Below are 19985 nucleotides of genomic sequence, written 5' to 3' on the forward strand. Positions count from 1 at the left end.
CTCCCTGCTGTCATCCCCGGAACATTTATACTGGTGGTTCCCAGCAATGTTTCCTTCCCATTGTTGTCTTTTCCATAGGCATGAACCGCGTAATGCCCTGTATCATATCCATGGTCTTTCAGCTTAATGGTTGCTTTATAACTTCCATCACTTTGTCTTTGGGCCTTATACCAGATCAGGTCATCTTGCCCGTTACTCGCACTCCATACCGGTACCATTATCTCGCTGATCCCTGACGGTGCACTGATGTCTTTTACGGTAACTGTAAACTGTTCGTTTTCTACCGCACTGGCCACTACGCTCCCTGCTGTCATCCCCGGAACATTTATACTGGTGGTTCCCAGCAATGTTTCCTTCCCATTGTTGTCTTTTCCATAGGCATGAACCGCGTAATGCCCTGTATCATATCCATGGTCTTTATTATTAACGATAACAGCATATCCACCATCCGTCTGTCGTATACCACTATACCAAATCAGATCCTCCTGTCCATTATTTATACTCCATACCGGAAATAAAACATCGGTATAGTCTTTAAAATCTTTAAAATGTACTTTGAATTGATTTGCATTTAAAAGTTTACTCGAGAGTCCCGTCGGATTACTATTGTCTACTGTTACAAGCACATTTACTCCGCCTAAAAAACCATCATTCCCAATATTATCGGTCGCATAAAAATGAGCAGCATAGTAACCTACTTCATTATTATGATCTTTAATATCGATTTTAGCGCTCCAATTACCTTGCCCATCATTTTGGGCTGGGTACCATTGCAAATCGTCTTGACCATTCTCAAAAGACCAAATCGCAACTCTTACATCACTAACACCGGAAAGATCATCTTTTACGCCATTCGCTGTAACTGTAAACACAGCATTAGTCGTTGGCGATTCAGGCGTTGTAACGCTATCAGCTGTAGGGGCTTTTTCGTCCTTGGTGGCGCCGCCAAAATATTCGCTGACACTGTTAACAATCCTTCCGCTCATCTTTTCCCGAAAAGCATCCGATGCCAGCAACAATGATTCGGATGGATTGGAAATAAAACCGCCTTCAATTAAAACAGAAGGGCAAGTTACATGTGCTTGAACATAGTCGTCTCTTTCCACTGTCTTTCGGTGGTCAATTCCAATTCCATTAAAATTTCTTTCCAGAACAGAAGCAAAAACTTTTGATTCCTGTGCTGCCCAGCAAGGGGTGCTATCTCTGAAGGCCGTATCTCCAGCCCAAAGACCAGAAACCTCATAAACACCTTCTTGATCAAAATCACGATAGCTGCTCCAATAAAACTCATAACCACTTGCAGTCGAACCACCTGAGTTATGATGGACGCTAATTGCAAGATCTGGCTTTATTTTATTAATAGCATTTGCAACATTTGATAAAGAATTAGCTTCTGCATTCGTCATCAGAGACTGTACAGAACAATCTGCAACAGGATGAGTTAAGTAAACAGTATATCCCAGTTGTTTAAGTTTAGTAGCAACTTTACCTGCAACAGCCGCATTGACATTTGCTTCTTCTATGCCTGTACTGGAATTCGTCGCGCCTGGGTCATAACCTACACTGTGTCCAGGTTGGATAACAATCACCGGTGAACGTGCATATACTGGAAAACCAGAAATTATGAAACTAAACAAAAACAGCAACAATATCGACATGGTAACCACAATATGGTTCTTTTTTTCTTTTTCTCTTTGCAAATAATTTCCTCCTTTCTTCAAAATTTAGAAAACTTGCTTATTTAGAGCCTAGCTTCCCATGATTGAATTATATTATATTACCTTTTATTCGTCAATTATACTTAATATAAAAAAGACATCTCAAAATTTTTTTAAATTTTTAAGATGTCTCTGTTCGTTAGTTCATATTTAAAGAATAATTTCCATTATTTCTAACCAAATTCGGATTATAGTAGGGATCATTTAAAATATATTTTTTCCACTGTCTATACATATAATCTGCTTCTTCGTTAAACCGCTGCTGTTTTTCAACAGTATTTTCCATCCCTCTTGATTTAGATTCATAATGGTATAAGATAACGTTATGGAGCCAGACATTATTCTTGCCGTGTTCCATCAGCCTTAAACAGAAATCCACATCGTTAAATGCGATGCTCAATTCTTCATTAAAACCCTGCACCGCCTCGAAATCTGATTTCTTAACCATCATACAAGCCGCTGTAACCGCAGAATAATTGCAGTTGATCGCTAAACGTCCAAAGTATCCAAAATCATCTCTTGGAAAATCCAGATGTCCATGTCCTGCGGCTCCGCCCATTCCTAATATTACACCGGCATGTTGAATGGTATTATCCGCATAACAAAGCTTAGCGCCAACGGCTCCTATACGATCAAACTGAGCAAATGAAACCATTTTATCAATCCAGTCCTTTGTCAAAACTTTAGTGTCGTTATTTAAAAATAATAGATATTTCCCCTTCGATTCTTTTGCTGCTATATTATTTATTTTTGAAAAATTGAATGGTATGTCAATACGCACCACTTGAAAACAATTTTTCAAATTTTCCTTATAGTCCTCAAACAAGCTCAGCACTCTTTCATCTGTACTTCCATTATCTGCTATAATAATTTCATAGTTGGGATACGTTGTCAATTCAACAATCGAATCAACACATTTTTTTAAATCGTCGTAACCATCTCTTGTAGGTATAATAATTGAAACGAGTTCAGCTTTTATTATTTTATATCTAACATCGTAAAGACCAAGCCCTTGTCCGTGCTCTACTGTTCCTTCAATATTCCTTCTTCTAAGCGCATCCTCTAATGCTTTTTTTCCAGCTTCAAAGGCATAATTTTTTGAATCCTGATTGACGGCAGTAGAGGTTTCTAACATTCTCCAGTGATATAAAACCCGCGGAACATGACCGATTTTATCTGTTTTTTCTGTAAAACGTAGAACCAGATCATAATCTTGAGCTCCTTCATACCCCTTTCTAAATCCACCAATTTCATCCACAATCGTTTTTCGATATACCCCAAAATGACAAATATAATTTGTCCCCATGAGCATATCTGGTGACCAGTCGCTTTTAAATACTGCTTCTGAGCGTTTTCCAAATTTGTCAATTTTATCTTCATCACTGTAAACTAAATCTAACTCAGAATTTTTATTTAGTAATTTTACAATTTCATATAAAGCAAAAGGCGCCAACTCATCATCATTGTCAAGAAGCCCGATAAACTCACCAGTCACTATAGAGAGCGCTGAATTTGTCGCTTCGCAAATATGCCCATTCTCTGTCCGAAAAACAACCTTTATTCGATCATCATTTTTGCAGTAGTCTTCCAGCATTGGTTTCACATGGGGTTTAGTCGAACAATCATCTGCAATACAAAGCTCCCAATTCTGGTAATACTGCTCTTTTACTGAATTAATGCACTTTTCCAGCCAAATTTTTTCTACATTATATACCGGCATAACAATGGATATTTTAGGCTGGTATTTAAAGTTTTCAATCTCTTTTAAAATAACTTCTGGTTCGTCATTCTCATTTTTCTTAATCCAATCCTCATACTGAGAAGCTGTTGACTTGCCAAGTTCAATTTTGGCCTTTCTCAAAGTATTGATAAAACCATTTCTACGGAAATAATTGGCGCCTCTTTTGAACTTCAAATATAGACCGCTTAACGGACTGCCAAACTCATTTGTCAGCTTATAAGGTCTCTTTAAATTAAGACTTATACGTCTGTGCTCATCATGGCTGTTGAATTGAACTCTGACCATGCCTTCGAATCTTTTGACCTGAATGATGATTAGAAAACCACAATTTGTTTCGACCGAAAGGTTGTATAAACCATTGATATCGCCACGGTACTTTTCCTTGATTACTACAGAAACAATATTATCATTTTTTTTGACATTGGGTTTTAGTGGGGTTCTGTCTTTTTCATTGATTCCCCATCCCTGAAGGGCAATCGTTTTTTTATCATCATCTTTCATGATGCTGTCAATAAATATATTTATATCTCTTTTCATACTTGTTTCCTTATATTCTATTGTTAATTAAATAAGGATTTGTATAAGGATCGTTGCATATGTCCTCAGACCATTTCTTAACAAAATGATCAAAATCCTCTTCAGACAATTTTTCAACTCTTTTTTTCATTTGCATAACTTCAGCGTAAGGTGTCCACACAATTTTTTTTCCTATTCCATCAACCTTTAAGCATAAATCAATCGCCGTAAGCGGGAACTCCAAATTTTCAGAAAAACCATCTATTTGTTCAAAAATATTTTTTTTAATCAGCATACATTCGTCACTAACTGCAAAAACATTCTGCGGAAGAACAAGCCGATAATAATAGCCTATATTATCAGCCTGACATCCTCGATGCGTATAATGTACTTTTTTTGTATCAAACTCAAACCACATTCCCGCATTAAGAACCTGTTTTTTACTATCAAGAATTTTTCCACCCACTAATCCAGTATCGTAGTCAATTGTTTCATTCACCAGTTCACTAAGCCATTGTTTGTTTTCTGGTTTTACCGTACTGTCAAGGAAAACAAGATATTCTCCAACCGATTTTTTAGCCGCATAGTTTCGAAGCTGATCAAACGTCCTGTTTGCATTGTTAAATATAAAATGGATGCGTCCGTTAATATCCGAAATGGTACTATCATCAAAATTAACCGCAATGATTTCATAAGCTCCATATTCTGTAAGTTCTAAAATAGATTGTAAGCACTTCGTACTTAAACCTTCATTTCCAGGCCGATTTACCATAATAACAGATACGAAAGGCTTTTTAGGAAAATGATAGTTGATTTTGTAAGTTCCATAACTATCTCCTATTGCGACATCACCCTCTATTTCTCTCCGCTCTAAAGCGTCTTTTAAGGCTTTTTGCCCTGATACATAAGCATAATTTTTAGCTTCGGGGTTTTCAGCAACAGAGCCTTCAATCGTGCGCCAATGATAAAGTATTTTAGGTATATGATAGATGTTTTCTGTCAATTCTGTGGCTCTTAAGACAAAATCATAATCCTGACTGCCATTAACTTCGCTCCGAAGTTTTCCGGCTTTTTCCAGCAAATCTCTTTTCACAACCACAAAATGTGTAATATAATTATGTCCCAGCAAAAGTTCAGAATTCCATGAAGATTTAAAAAACGGATTAAATCTTCTTCCCGACATGTCGATCATATCTTCATCACAATAAATAAATTCTGCATTTGTATTCTCGTTAATAAGTTTAACATATTCATACAATGCTGCTGGCGCCAGCTCATCATCATTGTCCATAAAACCAATATAATCGCCTGTTGCCAATTCAATAGCTGAATTCGTCGCTTCAGAAATATGCCCATTTTCCTTTCGGAAGACAACTTTTATGCGTTTATCTTTTTCAGCATACTCCAACAATACTTGTTTTATATGTGGTGATGGTGAGCAATCGTCCGCAAGGCATAATTCCCAGTTATGATAGAATTGTTTCTGAACAGACTCAATATTTTTCCGAAGCCATTCTTCCGCTACATTATAAACAGGGACAACAATGGAAATTTTAGGCTGTATCTTAAAACACTCCATCTCACCGTTTATCTGTTCAAGATTGTAAACTTCATTTTTATATATCCACAAATCATATTCATTCCAAATGGTTTTTCCTTGGCGCTTAATTCTTTTAATTGCTTCTCTGGCACCTTCATTTTTAAACAAAAGAAGTGAGTTCTTCATAAATTTCAAATTATCAAACTTGCCAATTTTTGATTTCTCAATTTTAATATTCAGTGCTACTCCTTCATTATTTTTTAATACTAAATTCAAACTATTTCTTTTTTTCTTAGCAGCAATTTTAATCTCAAATCCCAGTTTTTCGTTTTTAGGAATATTGTAGGCATCATTAACATCTTCTCTTTCTTTACGAAGAAAACAAATGGCTTTCCCTTCTGTTCTGGGCAATTCAAATTCAAGCGGCTTTTTTGTCTCTCTGGAAAAACCCCAGCCTTTGACTATAACAACATTTTCTTTATAGTCCATATTATCTATATTATAGCAAAAAAGATTTTCCTTTTTATTATACTTAGCATGGTATCTTTCTGCATTAAAATATAAGCTATTTAAAAATTTATTTTTCACAATATTTCCTCATTTGATTTTATCAATAATTTTTCTTATAGGGGTCGTGGCTTTCCATATATGACTGTTTGAAATTTCTTCATACATTAATGTATACCGTTTGGTTGCTTCCTTTTGTGTTTCCAACTGTTGAACTAAGTCTTCTAATCTTTCTTTTTGATGATCTATCTCTTTTTTTAAAAGCCCTGCTACCTCGAACATTCCATTTTCATCAAACACCTCTATTTTTCCGCTAATTCGGATATTTGATATTTCTTCATAATCTCCATACAGACCATAAAAAGGATCGTTTGTTAAAAAGTATTCTCCCTCTTTGTCAAAATATGTATTATTTAATGGAATTAGCTCCAAATCGTTTTTTCCATTTGCTTCGCTTATTTTTAAGTTATTTATTTTACAGGCACTTTCCAAAGGATCCCAACGAAGCTCACGTATTCTTTTTTCAGCAAATGATGAAAGATCAAAGTCGACATCAAAACAATGATTATTCAACATCATTTCACAATCTAACCTCTCATTTTCATTAAATCCATTTCCCGTATTAATATATAATGAAGAAGTTAGATCTATACTTTTCAGTAATTTATTCAATTCTCTTTGAACTGGAATTTTCAGTTTTTCATATCTTTGCGAGACATCTTCACGCACGTATGTATTTCCAAAAAATAAATCCCATTTTTGAAAAATCTCGTGCATTTCCTGATCAATATCAACTAATGACAATAACTCTTCTAACGGATAATATTTCTTTATAAGTTCGTTTCCCAAGTATAAGTAATAAATACTTCGCCATATGACGAACTCTTGAGGAATCCAAAAATCAAAGACCCATTCATAATCAATGATGTATCCTTTTCCCTTTTCTATCAAAATATTAGGAAAGATCAAATCAATATTTACATTTTTTTTGCAGTTTAGCATTCGATCGTAGGAGGTTTCACCAAAAACTTTTGCAAATTCTTCCGTAAAATAGTCCTTTTTGGGTTCAGCTTCTAGTAGCAATTCATGCGCAAAATCAAAAATAGCCCTTTCAAAGGATTTTTTTTCTTTTTTCTTAAGAAAAGATAATAATATTTTTTCAAGCGTCTCACCATTAATAAATGGCATAAACACAGTATCATCTTTCTCTTGTAGCGGTGTATTAATAAATCCTCCAATCTCTTTTTGATTGTTATAATAACGCATCATCCAATCAAGATGTCTTTGAGCCTTATAATTCATTGCGCTTTTTTCTACTTTTAAATTTTTATCATTTTCAATTATCTTTGTAGATATTTTAAATCTGTCTTTTCTGTCATTATTAAATTTTGCATAAATAATATTATCATTATCAGTATCTTTTTCGCCATTAAAAACTTCAACAATAAATGAATTAAAAAAATGCTCAACAATTCCTTCTTTTGTTAAGGTATTTTGGACTTCTTCTTCATTGTAAAACAATAGACGATTGGCATTATAAACGTTATTTCGTATATTAAAATTCATTAGATCTAAAGATTTATCTGTATAAAGCACTTCGGGAAATTTATAATCTGGAACTGGATAATAATACTTGAAATCATTAAATCCAGCATCATTTAAAAGTTCACTCAATTCGCCTTTGGTAAAAGTCTTGACAGAATTTATTCCTGTATAATTATTAATACCGCTAAACAGCCGTGACGTATGATCTTCAACTGCTCCATTAAAATATTTGATGCCAAATCTATTCTCGATTGCAATTAGCAAGATACCATTTGGTTTTAAAAAAGTTTTTACTTTTTTTAGAAAATCAGTATATGGATCTTCTGTTTCTGTGAAACTGCCAGCATATTCCAACACCCCATTTAAAATAATATAATCAAATTTTTCTTCCAAGGGAATTCTGTTGAAATTACCGATAATCAACTCTAAATTTGTATGTTTTTTATTTCGTTCATAATTAATTTTTCCTCGAATTTTGGTCAGTTCTATAGACTTTACTTCTTTTACTTTTGAACAAAAAAGTCCCGTTAACGCGCCGCAGCCACTCCCTATTTCTAACAAAGAAGCCTCTTTTTTAAACGGATACCAATTAAATACATTTTCCCGTAATGGACTTAAATGGTAAAAAACAGGCCAGCGATCATCTTTTTTTAAAATCTCGTTATAATCATCACTTTCTTTGACTATTTGCAACAACTCAGATTCAATTTCACCATCACTGTATCCACCCTCATTATTACAATAATCTAGATTTAAAATAGCCATTTTCTTTTCCTCTTCCTCAATTATCCATTTATTTTTTCTAGTTTGACATGTGTATCCGTATCAAAAAATCCCACTGTATCTTTCATTGAGACAACATTTAATTCAACTACATCATAATATCGATGAAAAACGGTAAAATTCCCCTTGACATCCAGTCCCGTACATCCCAATGATACAAAATAAGCTCCACTTTGGAAAGGAATCTTTTGTTTAAAAGAGGCCTCATAAATATCACCAGGCTCTGCAACAAATCCATCTAATCCTTCGTACATGTTATTTGTGCCCGTAATCTCGGTTCCTTTAATATTTTTGAAAGTCAGCGCAACAATAGGATCGTGAATTTCTTCATTAAATTTAACTTTAAAACGTATATCTATTTCTTGGAACTTTTCTACCTGCTGACATGGTTTTTGGTTTTCATCGTAAACATTTAGTTCAACGATCTCAGCCTGTTTTGTTCCATATTCCAAAATATCTTCATTTAAACGAATATTACTGACTAAAGGGAGTCTGTTCGCCTCCTGCTGTTCACCATTTTCTTGGTTTTCAATTGTTCTATTTTTTGATGTTTCCTGATCAACCAATATCTGCTTGTAAAGGTCAACCATTTCCCGGGCACCGCCTTCTTCTATCGTTTCCCCTTCGTTAATTACCATAACGCGATCACAATACTTAATAACACTGCTCAAATCATGTGTTACAAACACAATCGTTTTGCCCCGTTTTTTAAATTCAGTAAATTTTTTATAGCATTTCAATTGAAAAAAAGCGTCACCGACACTGAGGGCCTCATCTACAATCAAAATCTCAGGATCAACATTAATAGCCAGAGCAAAAGCCAGCCTTACAAACATCCCGCTCGAGTAAGTTTTTACAGGCTGATATATATGGTCTCCAATATCCGCAAACTCTAAAATCTCCGGTATTCTTTCTTCTATCTCTTCTTTTGAATAACCCATAATATCGCCATTTAAATAAATGTTCTCAATACCAGTGTACTCCTGATTGAATCCAGCACCTAATTCGAGTAATGCAGAAATTCGTCCGTTAATTTCGAGTTTTCCCTCGGATGGTGAGAGAACCCCTGTGATTATTTTCAAAAGAGTAGATTTCCCAGATCCATTTTTTCCAATGATTCCGTAACACTCTCCTTCTTTAACTTCCAAAGAAATATCCTTAAGCGCATAAAAATCATCATGATATTTTTTATTTTTATTGATTGCAAAGGCTTCTCTTAAACGATCTTTAGGATTTTTATACAAATGATATACCTTTGTTAAATGATCAATTTTTATTGCTGATTCTGACATATTATTCTCCAATCTATCATAAAACATCCGAAAAATGCGGTCTCAGCCGATTATACACTACAGAGCCAATAATCATCATCACTAATGTGAAGCACCAAAAATATATGGTCATTTGCCAATGATCCCAAATCCAAGCCTTTCCAAAAAAAGAATCTCGGTAACCCTGTACAATATAAAACAAAGGATTCAACTTAAAGAACATTGTAAACTGCGGTGGGAACTGCTTAATATCCCACAAAATTGGCGTTCCCCACATTAGAACCTGCATTACAACATTTATTAACTGTGTAATATCCGAAAAAAACGGTTGAATCGATGCCGTAATCCAAGTTAAACCTGTCAAAAACATGACTAAACAAAAAAGATAATAAATAATTTGTAAACTATATACTGTTGGATAGAAACCATAAATAGTCGTGAGAATAAAAGCTATTCCAATAAAAAAGAAGTGTGTATATAGATTTGACATCAGTTTTGCTGTTGGTAATATTTTAATATTAAATACTACTTTTTTAACTAAATAACTATATTCTCTGAAACAATTTGTTGCTGACATCAATGTGTCTGAAAAGAAAAACCAAGTGATAATCCCTGTAGTCAAATATAAAATAAAAGGAATACTCCCATCAGTCATTCCAGCTTTTAAACCTTTTTCAAAGACAAACCAATAAACAACAATTGTCACCATTGGATTGATAAAAGCCCAAAAAACACCTAAAAAGGATCCCGCATACTTTGCTTTAAAATCGTTCAGAGAGAACCTTAATAAAAGCCTCTTATTCCGGTAAATATCCCGAAAAAAAGCAAAAAAATCTTTAAACATAAATCAACTGCTCCTCTTATAAAACAAATCTGCCGCTGTATATGCTATTAGCAACAGTCAGCGGCAGTCTTATTCTCATTTTTTATTTTTATTTCTTAGAATACATCTTCTCATAGTATTCCTGGTATCCGCCGGACTTCACCTGTTTTAACCAATCCTGATTGTTTAGATACCAGTCAATGGTCTCAACAATACCCTGTTCAAAGGTATAGGATGGCGACCAGCCGAGTTCGGTTGTGATCTTTGTGTTATCAATGGCATAACGGCGGTCATGGCCTAAACGATCCTCCACATGGATTTTCAGATCATCTGAAATCTTGGAAGCATCTGTGTCAATACCATTATACTGGTCATTGCTTAATTTTTCTTTGACATTGGCAATGATCAGGTCAATAATCTGGATATTTGCCTTTTCATTGTTGCCGCCGATATTATACACTTCACCCAGACGGCCTTTATGCAGTACGGTATCAATGCCGCTACAGTGGTCTTTTACATGTAACCAGTCTCTGATCTGCATACCATCGCCGTAAATCGGCAGATTTTTAAGCTCAACCACATTAGAAATCATAAGTGGAATCAGCTTTTCCGGAAACTGGTATGGACCATAGTTATTAGAGCAACGGGTAATATTCATTGGAAATTTAAAAGTATTTCCATACGCCCGTACCAAGAGGTCTGCGCCGGCTTTAGAAGAAGAATAAGGGCTGTTTGGCTGAATCGGTGTTGTCTCGGTAAACATTCCTGTTTTTCCGAGGGCGCCGTAAACTTCATCGGTAGAAACCTGAAGGTATTTTACGCCTTCTCGATAAGTTGGATAGCCATTTTCATCTTTTCCTGTCTGCCAGAGATTCTTCGCGGCATCCAGCAGAACCTGGGTTCCCATTACGTTGGTCTGCACAAAGATTTCCGGATTTTCAATACTTCGGTCCACATGCGATTCTGCGGCAAAGTTAACCACTAAATCAAAATGATATTTTTCAAACAGATCATTTATAAAGGAACGATCCGCAATATCCCCTTTTACAAATTCATAATTCGGATTATCCTCAATGTCGGTCAAGTTTTCCAGATTTCCCGCGTAGGTTAACAAATCCAGATTGACAATCTTATAATCCTTATGCTGATCCAGCATGTATTTTACAAAGTTCGAGCCAATAAATCCGGCGCCGCCGGTCACTAATACTGTTTTCAATCTTTAAACTCCTCTTAAAATTCTAACGTATCTTTGATATCTTTTAAAAATGGCTGTTTCTGATCTTTTTCGGATAACAGCAGTTCTAACCCCTCAACAGGCCATTCAACACCAATATCCGGGTCATTCCATCGTATTCCGCCATCGTATTCTGGCGCGTATAAATTTGTGCATTTATAATTGAAGGTCGCTTCGTCTGATAAGACGACAAAGCCATGGGCAAAGCCTTCTGGAATGTAAAACATGGTTTTATTTTCTGCGCTCAGTTCAACGCCGGCCCACTCACCGTAGGTTGGCGATCCTTTTCTCAGGTCAACCCCCACATCCCATACGGCGCCCTGGGTACAGCGCACCAGTTTTCCCTGGGAATATTTTCTTTGAAAATGGAGCCCTCTCAGCACACCCTTTTTAGACTTTGATTCATTGTCCTGAATAAAGGTCATGTCGAGGCCCTGCTTTTCAAATTCTTCCTTATTGTAGCTTTCCATGAAGTAACCGCGTTCATCTCCAAAAACGGAGGGCTGAACAATTACCAGTCCTTCAATCTGAGTTTTTGTTACTGTTATGGCTGCCATTAGTTCACGCCTCTTTTCTCGTTTGCCCGGTTGATTAAGTACTGTCCATAGGCTGTTTTTTTAAGGGGATCTGCCAGTTTCAGAAGCTGTTCCTGATTGATAAACCCTTTGGTGTAGGCAATCTCTTCCACACAGGAAACAAAAAGGCCCTGTCTTTTCTGAATGGTCTCCACAAAATTAGACGCCTCAATCAGACTGTCATGCGTTCCGGTATCCAGCCATGCCATTCCCCGGCTGAAAAGCTCAACCTTTAAGTCGCCGCGTTTTAGATAGGTCTCATTAACGGTCGTAATTTCAAGCTCTCCTCTCGGCGAGGGTTTAATATTCTTGGCAATCTCCACTACGTCGTTATCATAGAAATAAAGGCCTGGCACTGCAAAATTGGATTTTGGTTCTGCTGGCTTTTCCTCAATGGATATGACGCTGCCATCCTCCGCAAACTCAACGACGCCATAGCGCTCTGGGTCTGTTACCGGATAGCCAAAGATCACAGCGCCCTTTTCAAGCTCTGCGGCGGCTGCAAGCGACTTTGTGAAGCCCTGTCCGTAAAAAATATTATCGCCCAAAACCAGAGCAACCTTGTCATCTCCAATAAACTCTTCGCCGATAATAAAGGCTTCTGCCAGACCGTTTGGCGCTTCCTGAACTTTATATGAGAAGTTTAATCCCAGCTCCTCACCTGTTCCAAATAAGCGTTCAAACATTGGCAGATCATGGGGGGTGGAAATAATCAAAATATCTTTAATCCCTGCCAGCATCAACGTTGACAGCGGATAGTAAATCATCGGCTTATCATAAATTGGCAGTAATTGCTTGGACACTGCCCGGGTGATGGGGTATAAACGTGTTCCAGATCCTCCGGCTAAAATAATTCCTTTCATATCTCTCTCCTTAACTCTATTCGATCAATTTTCTTTTAACCATTTCAAGTATTCAGTCAAAGCTTCTTCCCACGGTCTGAAAACATTGATTTTCAAATCCTCCAGACCCTTATTTCTTAACACAGAATAATGCGGCCTGGGTGTTGGACTGGCATATTCTTCTGAACTTACTGGCTTAACATCAACCTTTACGCCGCTTTTCTCAAAAATGGCAACCGCGAAATCATACCAGCTGCACTGGCCCTCACAGGTTCCGTGATAAATCCCGTAGGCATCGGTCTGGATCAACTCAAGGATTGCCCGGGCAAGATCAACGGTGCTGGTGGGTGACCCTATCTGATCGCTGACCACGGTAATCTGAGGATGATTTTCCGCCAGTCTCAGCATGGTTTTCACAAAGTTATTACCATCACCATAGAGCCAGGCTGTACGGACAATAAAATATTTGTCCATTGCCTCTTCCACATATTTTTCACCCGCAGCCTTACTGTCGCCGTATACTGTTTTAGGGTCAATGGGGTCTGTTTCTACATAGGGACGAAGCTGTCCATTTTGGGCAATTCCTTCACCGTCAAAGACATAATCTGTTGAAACCTGTACCAAAACGATATCTTTTTCTGCCGCGATCTCCGCAAGGTTTTGGGGTCCATCTGCGTTTATTTTAAAGGCAGCTTCTCTGTTTGTTTCACAGCCATCCACATTTGTCATGGCACCACAGTTAATGATAACATCTGGTTCTTCGTCTGTGATAATCTTGCTGATTGCAGCTTTGTCTGTAATGTCAAATTCGGGGATATCATAACCAACAAAACTAATATTCTTGTCTTTAAGTTGAATACTCAGTTCCCGGCCCAGCTGGCCGTTGCTTCCTGTTACAAGTACTTTCATATATTTCACCTTTTTTTATTCTTTTATGCGGACTAAATCTATATTATTATACTGCACAAGCCTGTGTTTGTCTATTTTTTTTCTTAATTTTCTTAAAAATGTATCCAATTTGTATCAAAATTATGTTATAATTAATAAGCTTAAATTGCCTTTATGTTCTGATTTACACACAATATGTATTATTAAAATTTTGAGAGGATTTTATATGACATTAAAAAAGAAAGTATTGTGCATCATCTTGGTCTGCCTGATCATTGTGGTTGGCAGCGGCGCCGTATATGGGTTCAGCATTTTGCATGGAATTGCCGGTGAGCAGCTGGATGAAAGCGATCTTAACATCAATGATTTATTAGATGAGGATGTTGTTAACATTGCTGTTTTTGGTCTTGACGGCCGTGACGATGTTGACGGAGACCGCTCAGACACCATCATGATCGCCACACTTAATTTTAAAACCGGTAACATTAAAGTAACCTCCGTCATGCGTGATTTGATGGTTAAAATACCAGAAAGCAAAAAGAATGATGTAAGCTATGAGAAGATCAATTCTGCCTATGATTACGGCGGCGCCGCCCTCGCGGTTAAAACCTTAAATGAAAATTTCGACTTAAACATCACCGATTATGTCACTGTTAATTTTGACTGTCTCGTCGATACCGTCGACGCCTTGGGGGGTGTTGATGTAAACATTGCTGATGATTCTATTCTTTATTGGACCAATCAGTATATCATGGATGTGAACGACAAAGTTAAAAAGTCTGATCCATTTTTGGAGCATACCGGTGTACAAACCGTCACTGGCGTTCAAGCCCTCGCTTTCTGCCGGAACCGCTATAGTGACAGTGACTATATGCGCACGCAGCGCCAGCGCGAGGTCGTTGAACAGATTGTCCAAAAGGCATTCAATGTTGATATTTTTACTGGACTTAACCTCTTAAGCAAGGTTTACCCCTATGTAACTACATCCTTATCCTTACAGGAAATGACAACTTATGCCAAGGCTTTTATGGCGCTGGAAAACAAAACATTTTTAGATTTCAGGGTTCCTACCGATGAGCTTTCCTTTGGCGATATGATTGATGAAGTCTGGTATCTCGTGCCTAACACATTAGCGGACAATGCTGTTGTGCTTCATAAGTTCTTATATGATATTGATACCTATACTCCTACAGATCAGCTTATGAAGATCAGCAACAACATCGCAGACAGAACTGGCGGCTCGACAGGGATTACCATCGACCCGAATGCTCCTTATCAGGATTACACAACCAATTCATCCAACGAAACCGAATCAACCGAACCGACGCCATCAACCGACAGCGGTTATGGCGATTCATACAATAACTCATACGATAATTCTGATGACAGCTCGGATAGTTCTGACGATACCCCGCCATCCGACAACTCCTCCTCAGATGAGCCGGCTTCCCCTGATAGCGGTAATGAAAGCACTGATTACACGGAATAAACGACAAAAATCCCTTTGGTCAAAAGACCAAAGGGATTTTTTATTACGGCTATTTAATTCTTGCTCCGCATCAAATTGATCAGGCCGCCAGCCTGCAGCATTTCCTTCTGGCGTTCAGATACTTCGATTAAAAGCGGGTATTCTTCGTTTTTCGTTTTATTCTTCAAAACAATTTTTCCGGTATTCACCTGTCCTCTGGCGTTATCAATCATCAGATCATCCCCCAGAGAAATCTTGTCATAATCTGCTTCATTCTCAAACACCATGGGTAGGATACCGTTATTGATCAGATTATTTTTGTGAATACGGGCAAAGGATTTCGCGATAACCCCTTTAATCCCAAGATAAACGGGCGCTAAAGCGGCATGCTCACGGCTTGAGCCTTGCCCATAATTCTGTCCGCCGATAATGAAGCCTCCATCATTATCCTTTGCGCGCTGCGGGAATTCCGGATCACAAGGCGCCAGGCAATAATCCGCCAGGTATGGGATATTTGAGCGGTACGGTAACAGCTTGGCATTGGAGGGCATAATGTGGTCTGTTGTGATATTATCCTCCACGATGATCAGAGCTTTCCCTTCCACGGTATCCGCAAGGGGTTTTGCCAATGGGAAAGGCTTGATATTTGGTCCTTTAATGACTTCCACCGCTTCTCCCTCAGGCGCCGGCGCAACCACCGCGTTATCATTGATCAGAAAATCCTTTGGCATTTCGATATCCGGCAGCTCAACCTTGCCGAGCGGATTCGTCAACACACCCTTAACCGCTGAAATCGCAGCGGTTTCCGGGCTCAAAAGATACACATCTGCGCTGACTGTTCCGGATCTTCCTTTAAAATTACGGTTGAAGGTTCTGAGCGACACGCCGTCAGTACACGGCGCCTGCCCCATGCCAATGCACGGTCCGCAGCCACATTCCAGAATTCTGGCGCCGGCATTTAAAAGATCGGCCAGCGCGCCGTTTTCAGCCAGCATGGTCAAAACCTGCTTGGAGCCTGGCGCAATGACCAGCTGCACATTTTCCGCAACGGTCTGTCCCTTTAAAATAGCCGCTACTTTCATTAAATCAAGCCACGAGGAATTCGTGCAGCTCCCGATGGCTACCTGATTGACCTTGAGACCTTCAATTTCAGAAACCTTTACGACCTTATCCGGGCTGTGCGGGCAGGCTGTCAGAGGCTCTAACGTATTTAAGTCGACCTTTACGACCTGGTCGTAAACCGCGTCGGAATCTGCGGACAGCGCAGTGAAGTCTCCACCTCTTCCCTGGGCTTCAAGGAAGGCTTTTGTCATGTCATCGGAAGGGAAAACAGAGGTGGTCGCGCCAAGCTCTGCGCCCATGTTGGTCACGGTCGCACGCTCCGGCACCGTCAATGTTTTCACGCCGTCTCCAGTGTATTCAAAGACTTTGTTGATACCGCCCTTTACGGTACATTGCCTGAGCACTTCGAGGATAATATCCTTAGAGGAAACGCCCTTGCGCAGCTTTCCTGTCAGCTCAACCTTTACCACTTCCGGCATGGTGATATAGTATTCACCGCCTGCCATGGCCACCGCTACATCCAGGCCGCCGGCACCAATGGCCAGCATGCCGATCCCGCCGCCTGTTGGGGTATGGCTGTCGGAGCCCAGCAGCGTCTGTCCCGGAACGCCAAAGCGTTCAATTTCTACCTGGTGGCAAATGCCGTTGCCCGGCTTTGAAAAATAGACACCGTGCTTTTTGGCAACGGTTTGAATATAGATGTGATCATCCATATTTTCAGGCCCTTCCTGAAGCATATTATGGTCAATATAAGCTAATGAGCGTTTTGTTTTAACTCTTGGTACCTCCATGGCCTCCAGCTGCATATAAGCCATGGTTCCGGTGGAATCCTGTGTCAGGGTCTGGTCGATACGAATACCGATTTCTGTCCCTTTGACCATTTCGCCGACTACCAGATGCTCTTTAATAATCTTCTCAGTTAAAGTTAATCCCATTCTTTATCTCCTTCAAAATTAATTCTTGTATTATTATACATCATTTATGTATTATTTTACCAGACTAAACTGATGAATACCTGTAGTAAAAGCTTTTTTTACCTGATGCTCCATCTCTGCACTGCTGATGGCCTCTGTTCTGCCCGCCTCGTATACACTGTCAATCCAGCGCTTTATCATGGCGATCCGCGGGTCATGTTTGTCCACCTTCCCTGTCTCATCCAGATGGTACCAGGTGTTGATCCACGCTGCTATCCCCGCGCTGCCAGAGCTTTGATTGATCTTAATCACTACCGGCCGGTTCAGCAGCCTGCTGGTGTCAAAGGAATTATAAATCGACGCATCCTTTAAAAGGCCGTCTGCATGAATCCCGGCCTTTGTCATGTTAAACTCGGAACCGACAAAGGGGCGTTTGGGATCTATGGAATAGTTTAATTCTTTCTTAAAGAAATGAACAATCTCATTTAAAACTGGCAGGTTAATCCTTCCAAGACTGCCCTTCAATTGGGCATATTCAAAAAGCATGGCCTCAAGGGGACAATTCCCTGTCCGCTCGCCAATTCCCAGCAACGCGGTATTGACCGCTGCCCCGCCGTACAGCCATGAGGCGGTCGATGTGGTTACCACGTGATGATAATCGTTATGCCCGTGCCACTCGATTTCTTCCGGTTCAAGTCCGCAGTGGTTTCTCAGCTCTGAAACAATGCCTGGGACACTTCGGGGCAGCTCGGTGCCATTGTAGGGCACCCCCACGCCTAAGGTATCGCAGGCTCTTATCTTAACGGATATTCCTGTTTCCTGGCTTAAACGCTTTAAATTTTTCACAAGAGGGGCCACAAAGCCGTAAAAATCAGCCCGTGTAATATCCTCCAGATGGCATCTTGGCTTTATGCCCGCTTCCATCGCTTTCATTGCCAAGGTTAGATAATGCTGCATCGCTTCATTCCGGGTCATGTTAAGCTTTTTGAAAATATGGTAGTCCGAGCAGGACATTAACATGCCGGTTTCGGAAATGTCCATTTCCTTAACCAGCTTAAAATCTCTTTCGTCTGCGCGAATCCATGAGGTGATCTCTGGAAACGCATACCCCAGCTCCTGGCATTTCCGGACCGCCTTTCTGTCTTTTTCGCTGTAAAGAAAAAACTCAGACTGGCGGATGAGCCCTTCGCCGTTATCCAGCTCATGTAACAGCTTAAACAGCCCGACAATCTGGTCCACGCTAAAAGAAGCCATGGACTGCTGCCCATCCCTGAAGGTGGTATCGGTGATCCAGATGGTTTCGGGCAGGTGATAAGGAATAAATGCATTGTTAAATCGTATTTTGGGGATCTCATCATAGGGAAACACCTCTTGATACAATTGAGGCTCCAGCACGTCCACCACCGGAGCACTCTGCCTCTCTTCTGTTTTTTTCAGCATTGCAGTGTCACATCCCTTCAAAATTTGTCCTTAGTATATCAAAAAATACTCTATTATGCAATTTCATTTTTAATTCTTTCAAATTTTACCATATTAAAGCTTGACTGAAAACCCTGAAATCGCTGTTTTATCAATTATTTTTTGATTTCCAAAATGATGTATACAGTATTTTAGATGGTTTAAAATTGTATACTTCATTTTTCGGTTATTTTTTGTTTGATAATCTCGTTGTTATAGTTTTCTTTTTCGTGGTATAATTATTCTAAATCAAAGATGAAGGAAATACCTCCAATGAAGCTTTTATATGAATTCTACTTTTTTATAAAAAACCATAAAAAAAACTACAGCATCCTTAACCTTGCCGCGCAGCTTTCCTATCGGGTTTTATTGGCTTTTATTCCTTTTATTATGGTGCTCTATAATTTTTTCAGCTGGTTTGCACAGGGCCTCAACGACCAGGTTCTTGAGAGCCTAAAGGTCTTGTTTCCCGGCTTTTTGGATGAACTCTTCACCACCGCCGCCGCCAACGCCGCCGGACCTCAGACCTCCCACTGGGCCAACATTGTCTTTGGGTTTTTTATCCTCTACGCCTCTGTGTGCGCTGTCCGTTCCCTGATCCTCACCATCAACAAGGTGATGCTGATACCCGAAAAGCGCAACTATTTTCTGGTCTGGGGCCTGGCTATTCTCTATTTGATTATCCTTGTCATTCTGATTTTGGTGGTTTTTTATCTGTATATCTTTACGCAGAAAATATCAACCTCCTTCTTTGAGTACCTGCGGCTTTCAGATATCTTTATCAAATTCTGGCAGGGCTTTACCCTGATTTATATCAGCGCGATCATCGCCTTGCTTGTCACTGCGGTTTATATGTACGCGCCGTCTGTCCGGATGTCTTTCTTTTTCGCCTTGCCGGGCGGCGTCTTTGTAAGCCTGGGCTGGCTCTCAATCATCGGGATATACGAGGCTTTCATAAAAAACCATCTGCAGCTGGAGAGCCTGTTCAGCTCCATCGAAGGTCCCTTTTCGTTAATTATTGTCGTATATATTTTTTGTATTGTGCTGACCTTTGGCTGTGTCGTTAACTTGTTTTTGCTGAAAAAGATTGGAAGGTAAAC

General features: G+C 39.1%; 13 protein-coding genes and 1 pseudogene. 2 read left to right on the forward strand and 12 right to left on the reverse strand.

Annotated features, from left to right (window positions below):
* The 10 genes and pseudogenes from I2B62_RS20095 to rfbD all read right to left on the reverse strand — a co-directional run.
* Positions 1-1700: pseudogene (locus I2B62_RS20095) on the reverse strand (GBS Bsp-like repeat-containing protein); the annotation flags it as partial.
* A 157-nt stretch (positions 1701-1857) separates the two neighbouring features.
* On the reverse strand, positions 1858-3996 hold the full coding sequence (locus I2B62_RS20100; RefSeq protein ID WP_195270813.1) for a glycosyltransferase family 2 protein: 2139 nt from the start codon (positions 3994-3996) through the stop codon (positions 1858-1860).
* Between the two features lie 10 nt (positions 3997-4006).
* Positions 4007-6103 (reverse strand): glycosyltransferase, encoded by a 2097-nt coding sequence (locus I2B62_RS20105; protein ID WP_195270814.1) that lies wholly within the window; start codon positions 6101-6103, stop codon positions 4007-4009.
* 9 nt (positions 6104-6112) lie between these two features.
* On the reverse strand, positions 6113-8332 hold the full coding sequence (locus I2B62_RS20110; RefSeq protein WP_195270815.1) for a class I SAM-dependent methyltransferase: 2220 nt from the start codon (positions 8330-8332) through the stop codon (positions 6113-6115).
* Between the two features lie 20 nt (positions 8333-8352).
* Complete coding sequence (locus I2B62_RS20115; protein ID WP_195270816.1) at positions 8353-9642, reverse strand: ABC transporter ATP-binding protein; 1290 nt, start codon at positions 9640-9642, stop codon at positions 8353-8355.
* A gap of 16 nt (positions 9643-9658) precedes the next feature.
* Complete coding sequence (locus I2B62_RS20120) at positions 9659-10465, reverse strand: ABC transporter permease (protein WP_195270817.1); 807 nt, start codon at positions 10463-10465, stop codon at positions 9659-9661.
* A gap of 88 nt (positions 10466-10553) precedes the next feature.
* Positions 10554-11660, reverse strand: coding sequence for a dTDP-glucose 4,6-dehydratase (rfbB, locus tag I2B62_RS20125; RefSeq protein ID WP_195270818.1), 1107 nt, complete (start codon positions 11658-11660; stop codon positions 10554-10556).
* A 14-nt stretch (positions 11661-11674) separates the two neighbouring features.
* Entirely contained in the window at positions 11675-12235 is a 561-nt protein-coding gene (gene rfbC / locus I2B62_RS20130; protein ID WP_195270819.1) for a dTDP-4-dehydrorhamnose 3,5-epimerase, read from the reverse strand.
* The gene (gene rfbA / locus I2B62_RS20135) at positions 12235-13116 is read right to left on the reverse strand and encodes a glucose-1-phosphate thymidylyltransferase RfbA (protein WP_195270820.1); all 882 of its coding nucleotides are present in this window, start codon (positions 13114-13116) and stop codon (positions 12235-12237) included. The genes rfbC and rfbA overlap by 1 nt, the downstream gene beginning before the upstream one ends.
* A 24-nt stretch (positions 13117-13140) precedes the next feature.
* Positions 13141-14004 carry a dTDP-4-dehydrorhamnose reductase gene (gene rfbD / locus I2B62_RS20140; protein ID WP_195270821.1) on the reverse strand — a complete coding sequence of 288 codons (864 nt, stop codon included), beginning with the start codon at positions 14002-14004 and terminating at the stop codon, positions 13141-13143.
* A 226-nt stretch (positions 14005-14230) separates the two neighbouring features.
* Between rfbD and I2B62_RS20145 the strand changes: the two genes are divergently transcribed.
* Positions 14231-15472: an LCP family protein gene (locus I2B62_RS20145; RefSeq protein ID WP_195270822.1), complete on the forward strand. Its 1242-nt coding sequence runs from the start codon at positions 14231-14233 to the stop codon at positions 15470-15472.
* Between the two features lie 53 nt (positions 15473-15525).
* On the opposite strand, the gene I2B62_RS20150 is transcribed toward I2B62_RS20145, so the two are convergent.
* Positions 15526-17448, reverse strand: coding sequence for an aconitate hydratase (locus I2B62_RS20150; RefSeq protein WP_195270823.1), 1923 nt, complete (start codon positions 17446-17448; stop codon positions 15526-15528).
* A gap of 51 nt (positions 17449-17499) precedes the next feature.
* Positions 17500-18867 carry a 2-isopropylmalate synthase gene (locus tag I2B62_RS20155; RefSeq protein WP_195270824.1) on the reverse strand — a complete coding sequence of 456 codons (1368 nt, stop codon included), beginning with the start codon at positions 18865-18867 and terminating at the stop codon, positions 17500-17502.
* 291 nt (positions 18868-19158) lie between these two features.
* Here I2B62_RS20155 and I2B62_RS20160 point away from each other — a divergent pair, with 291 nt between their 5' ends.
* Positions 19159-19983 carry a YihY/virulence factor BrkB family protein gene (locus tag I2B62_RS20160; RefSeq protein WP_195270825.1) on the forward strand — a complete coding sequence of 275 codons (825 nt, stop codon included), beginning with the start codon at positions 19159-19161 and terminating at the stop codon, positions 19981-19983.
* The last annotated feature ends 2 nt before the right edge of the window (positions 19984-19985 follow it).

The organism is Eubacterium sp. 1001713B170207_170306_E7, assembly GCF_015547515.1.
Classification (GTDB): Bacteria; Bacillota; Clostridia; order Eubacteriales; family Eubacteriaceae; genus Eubacterium.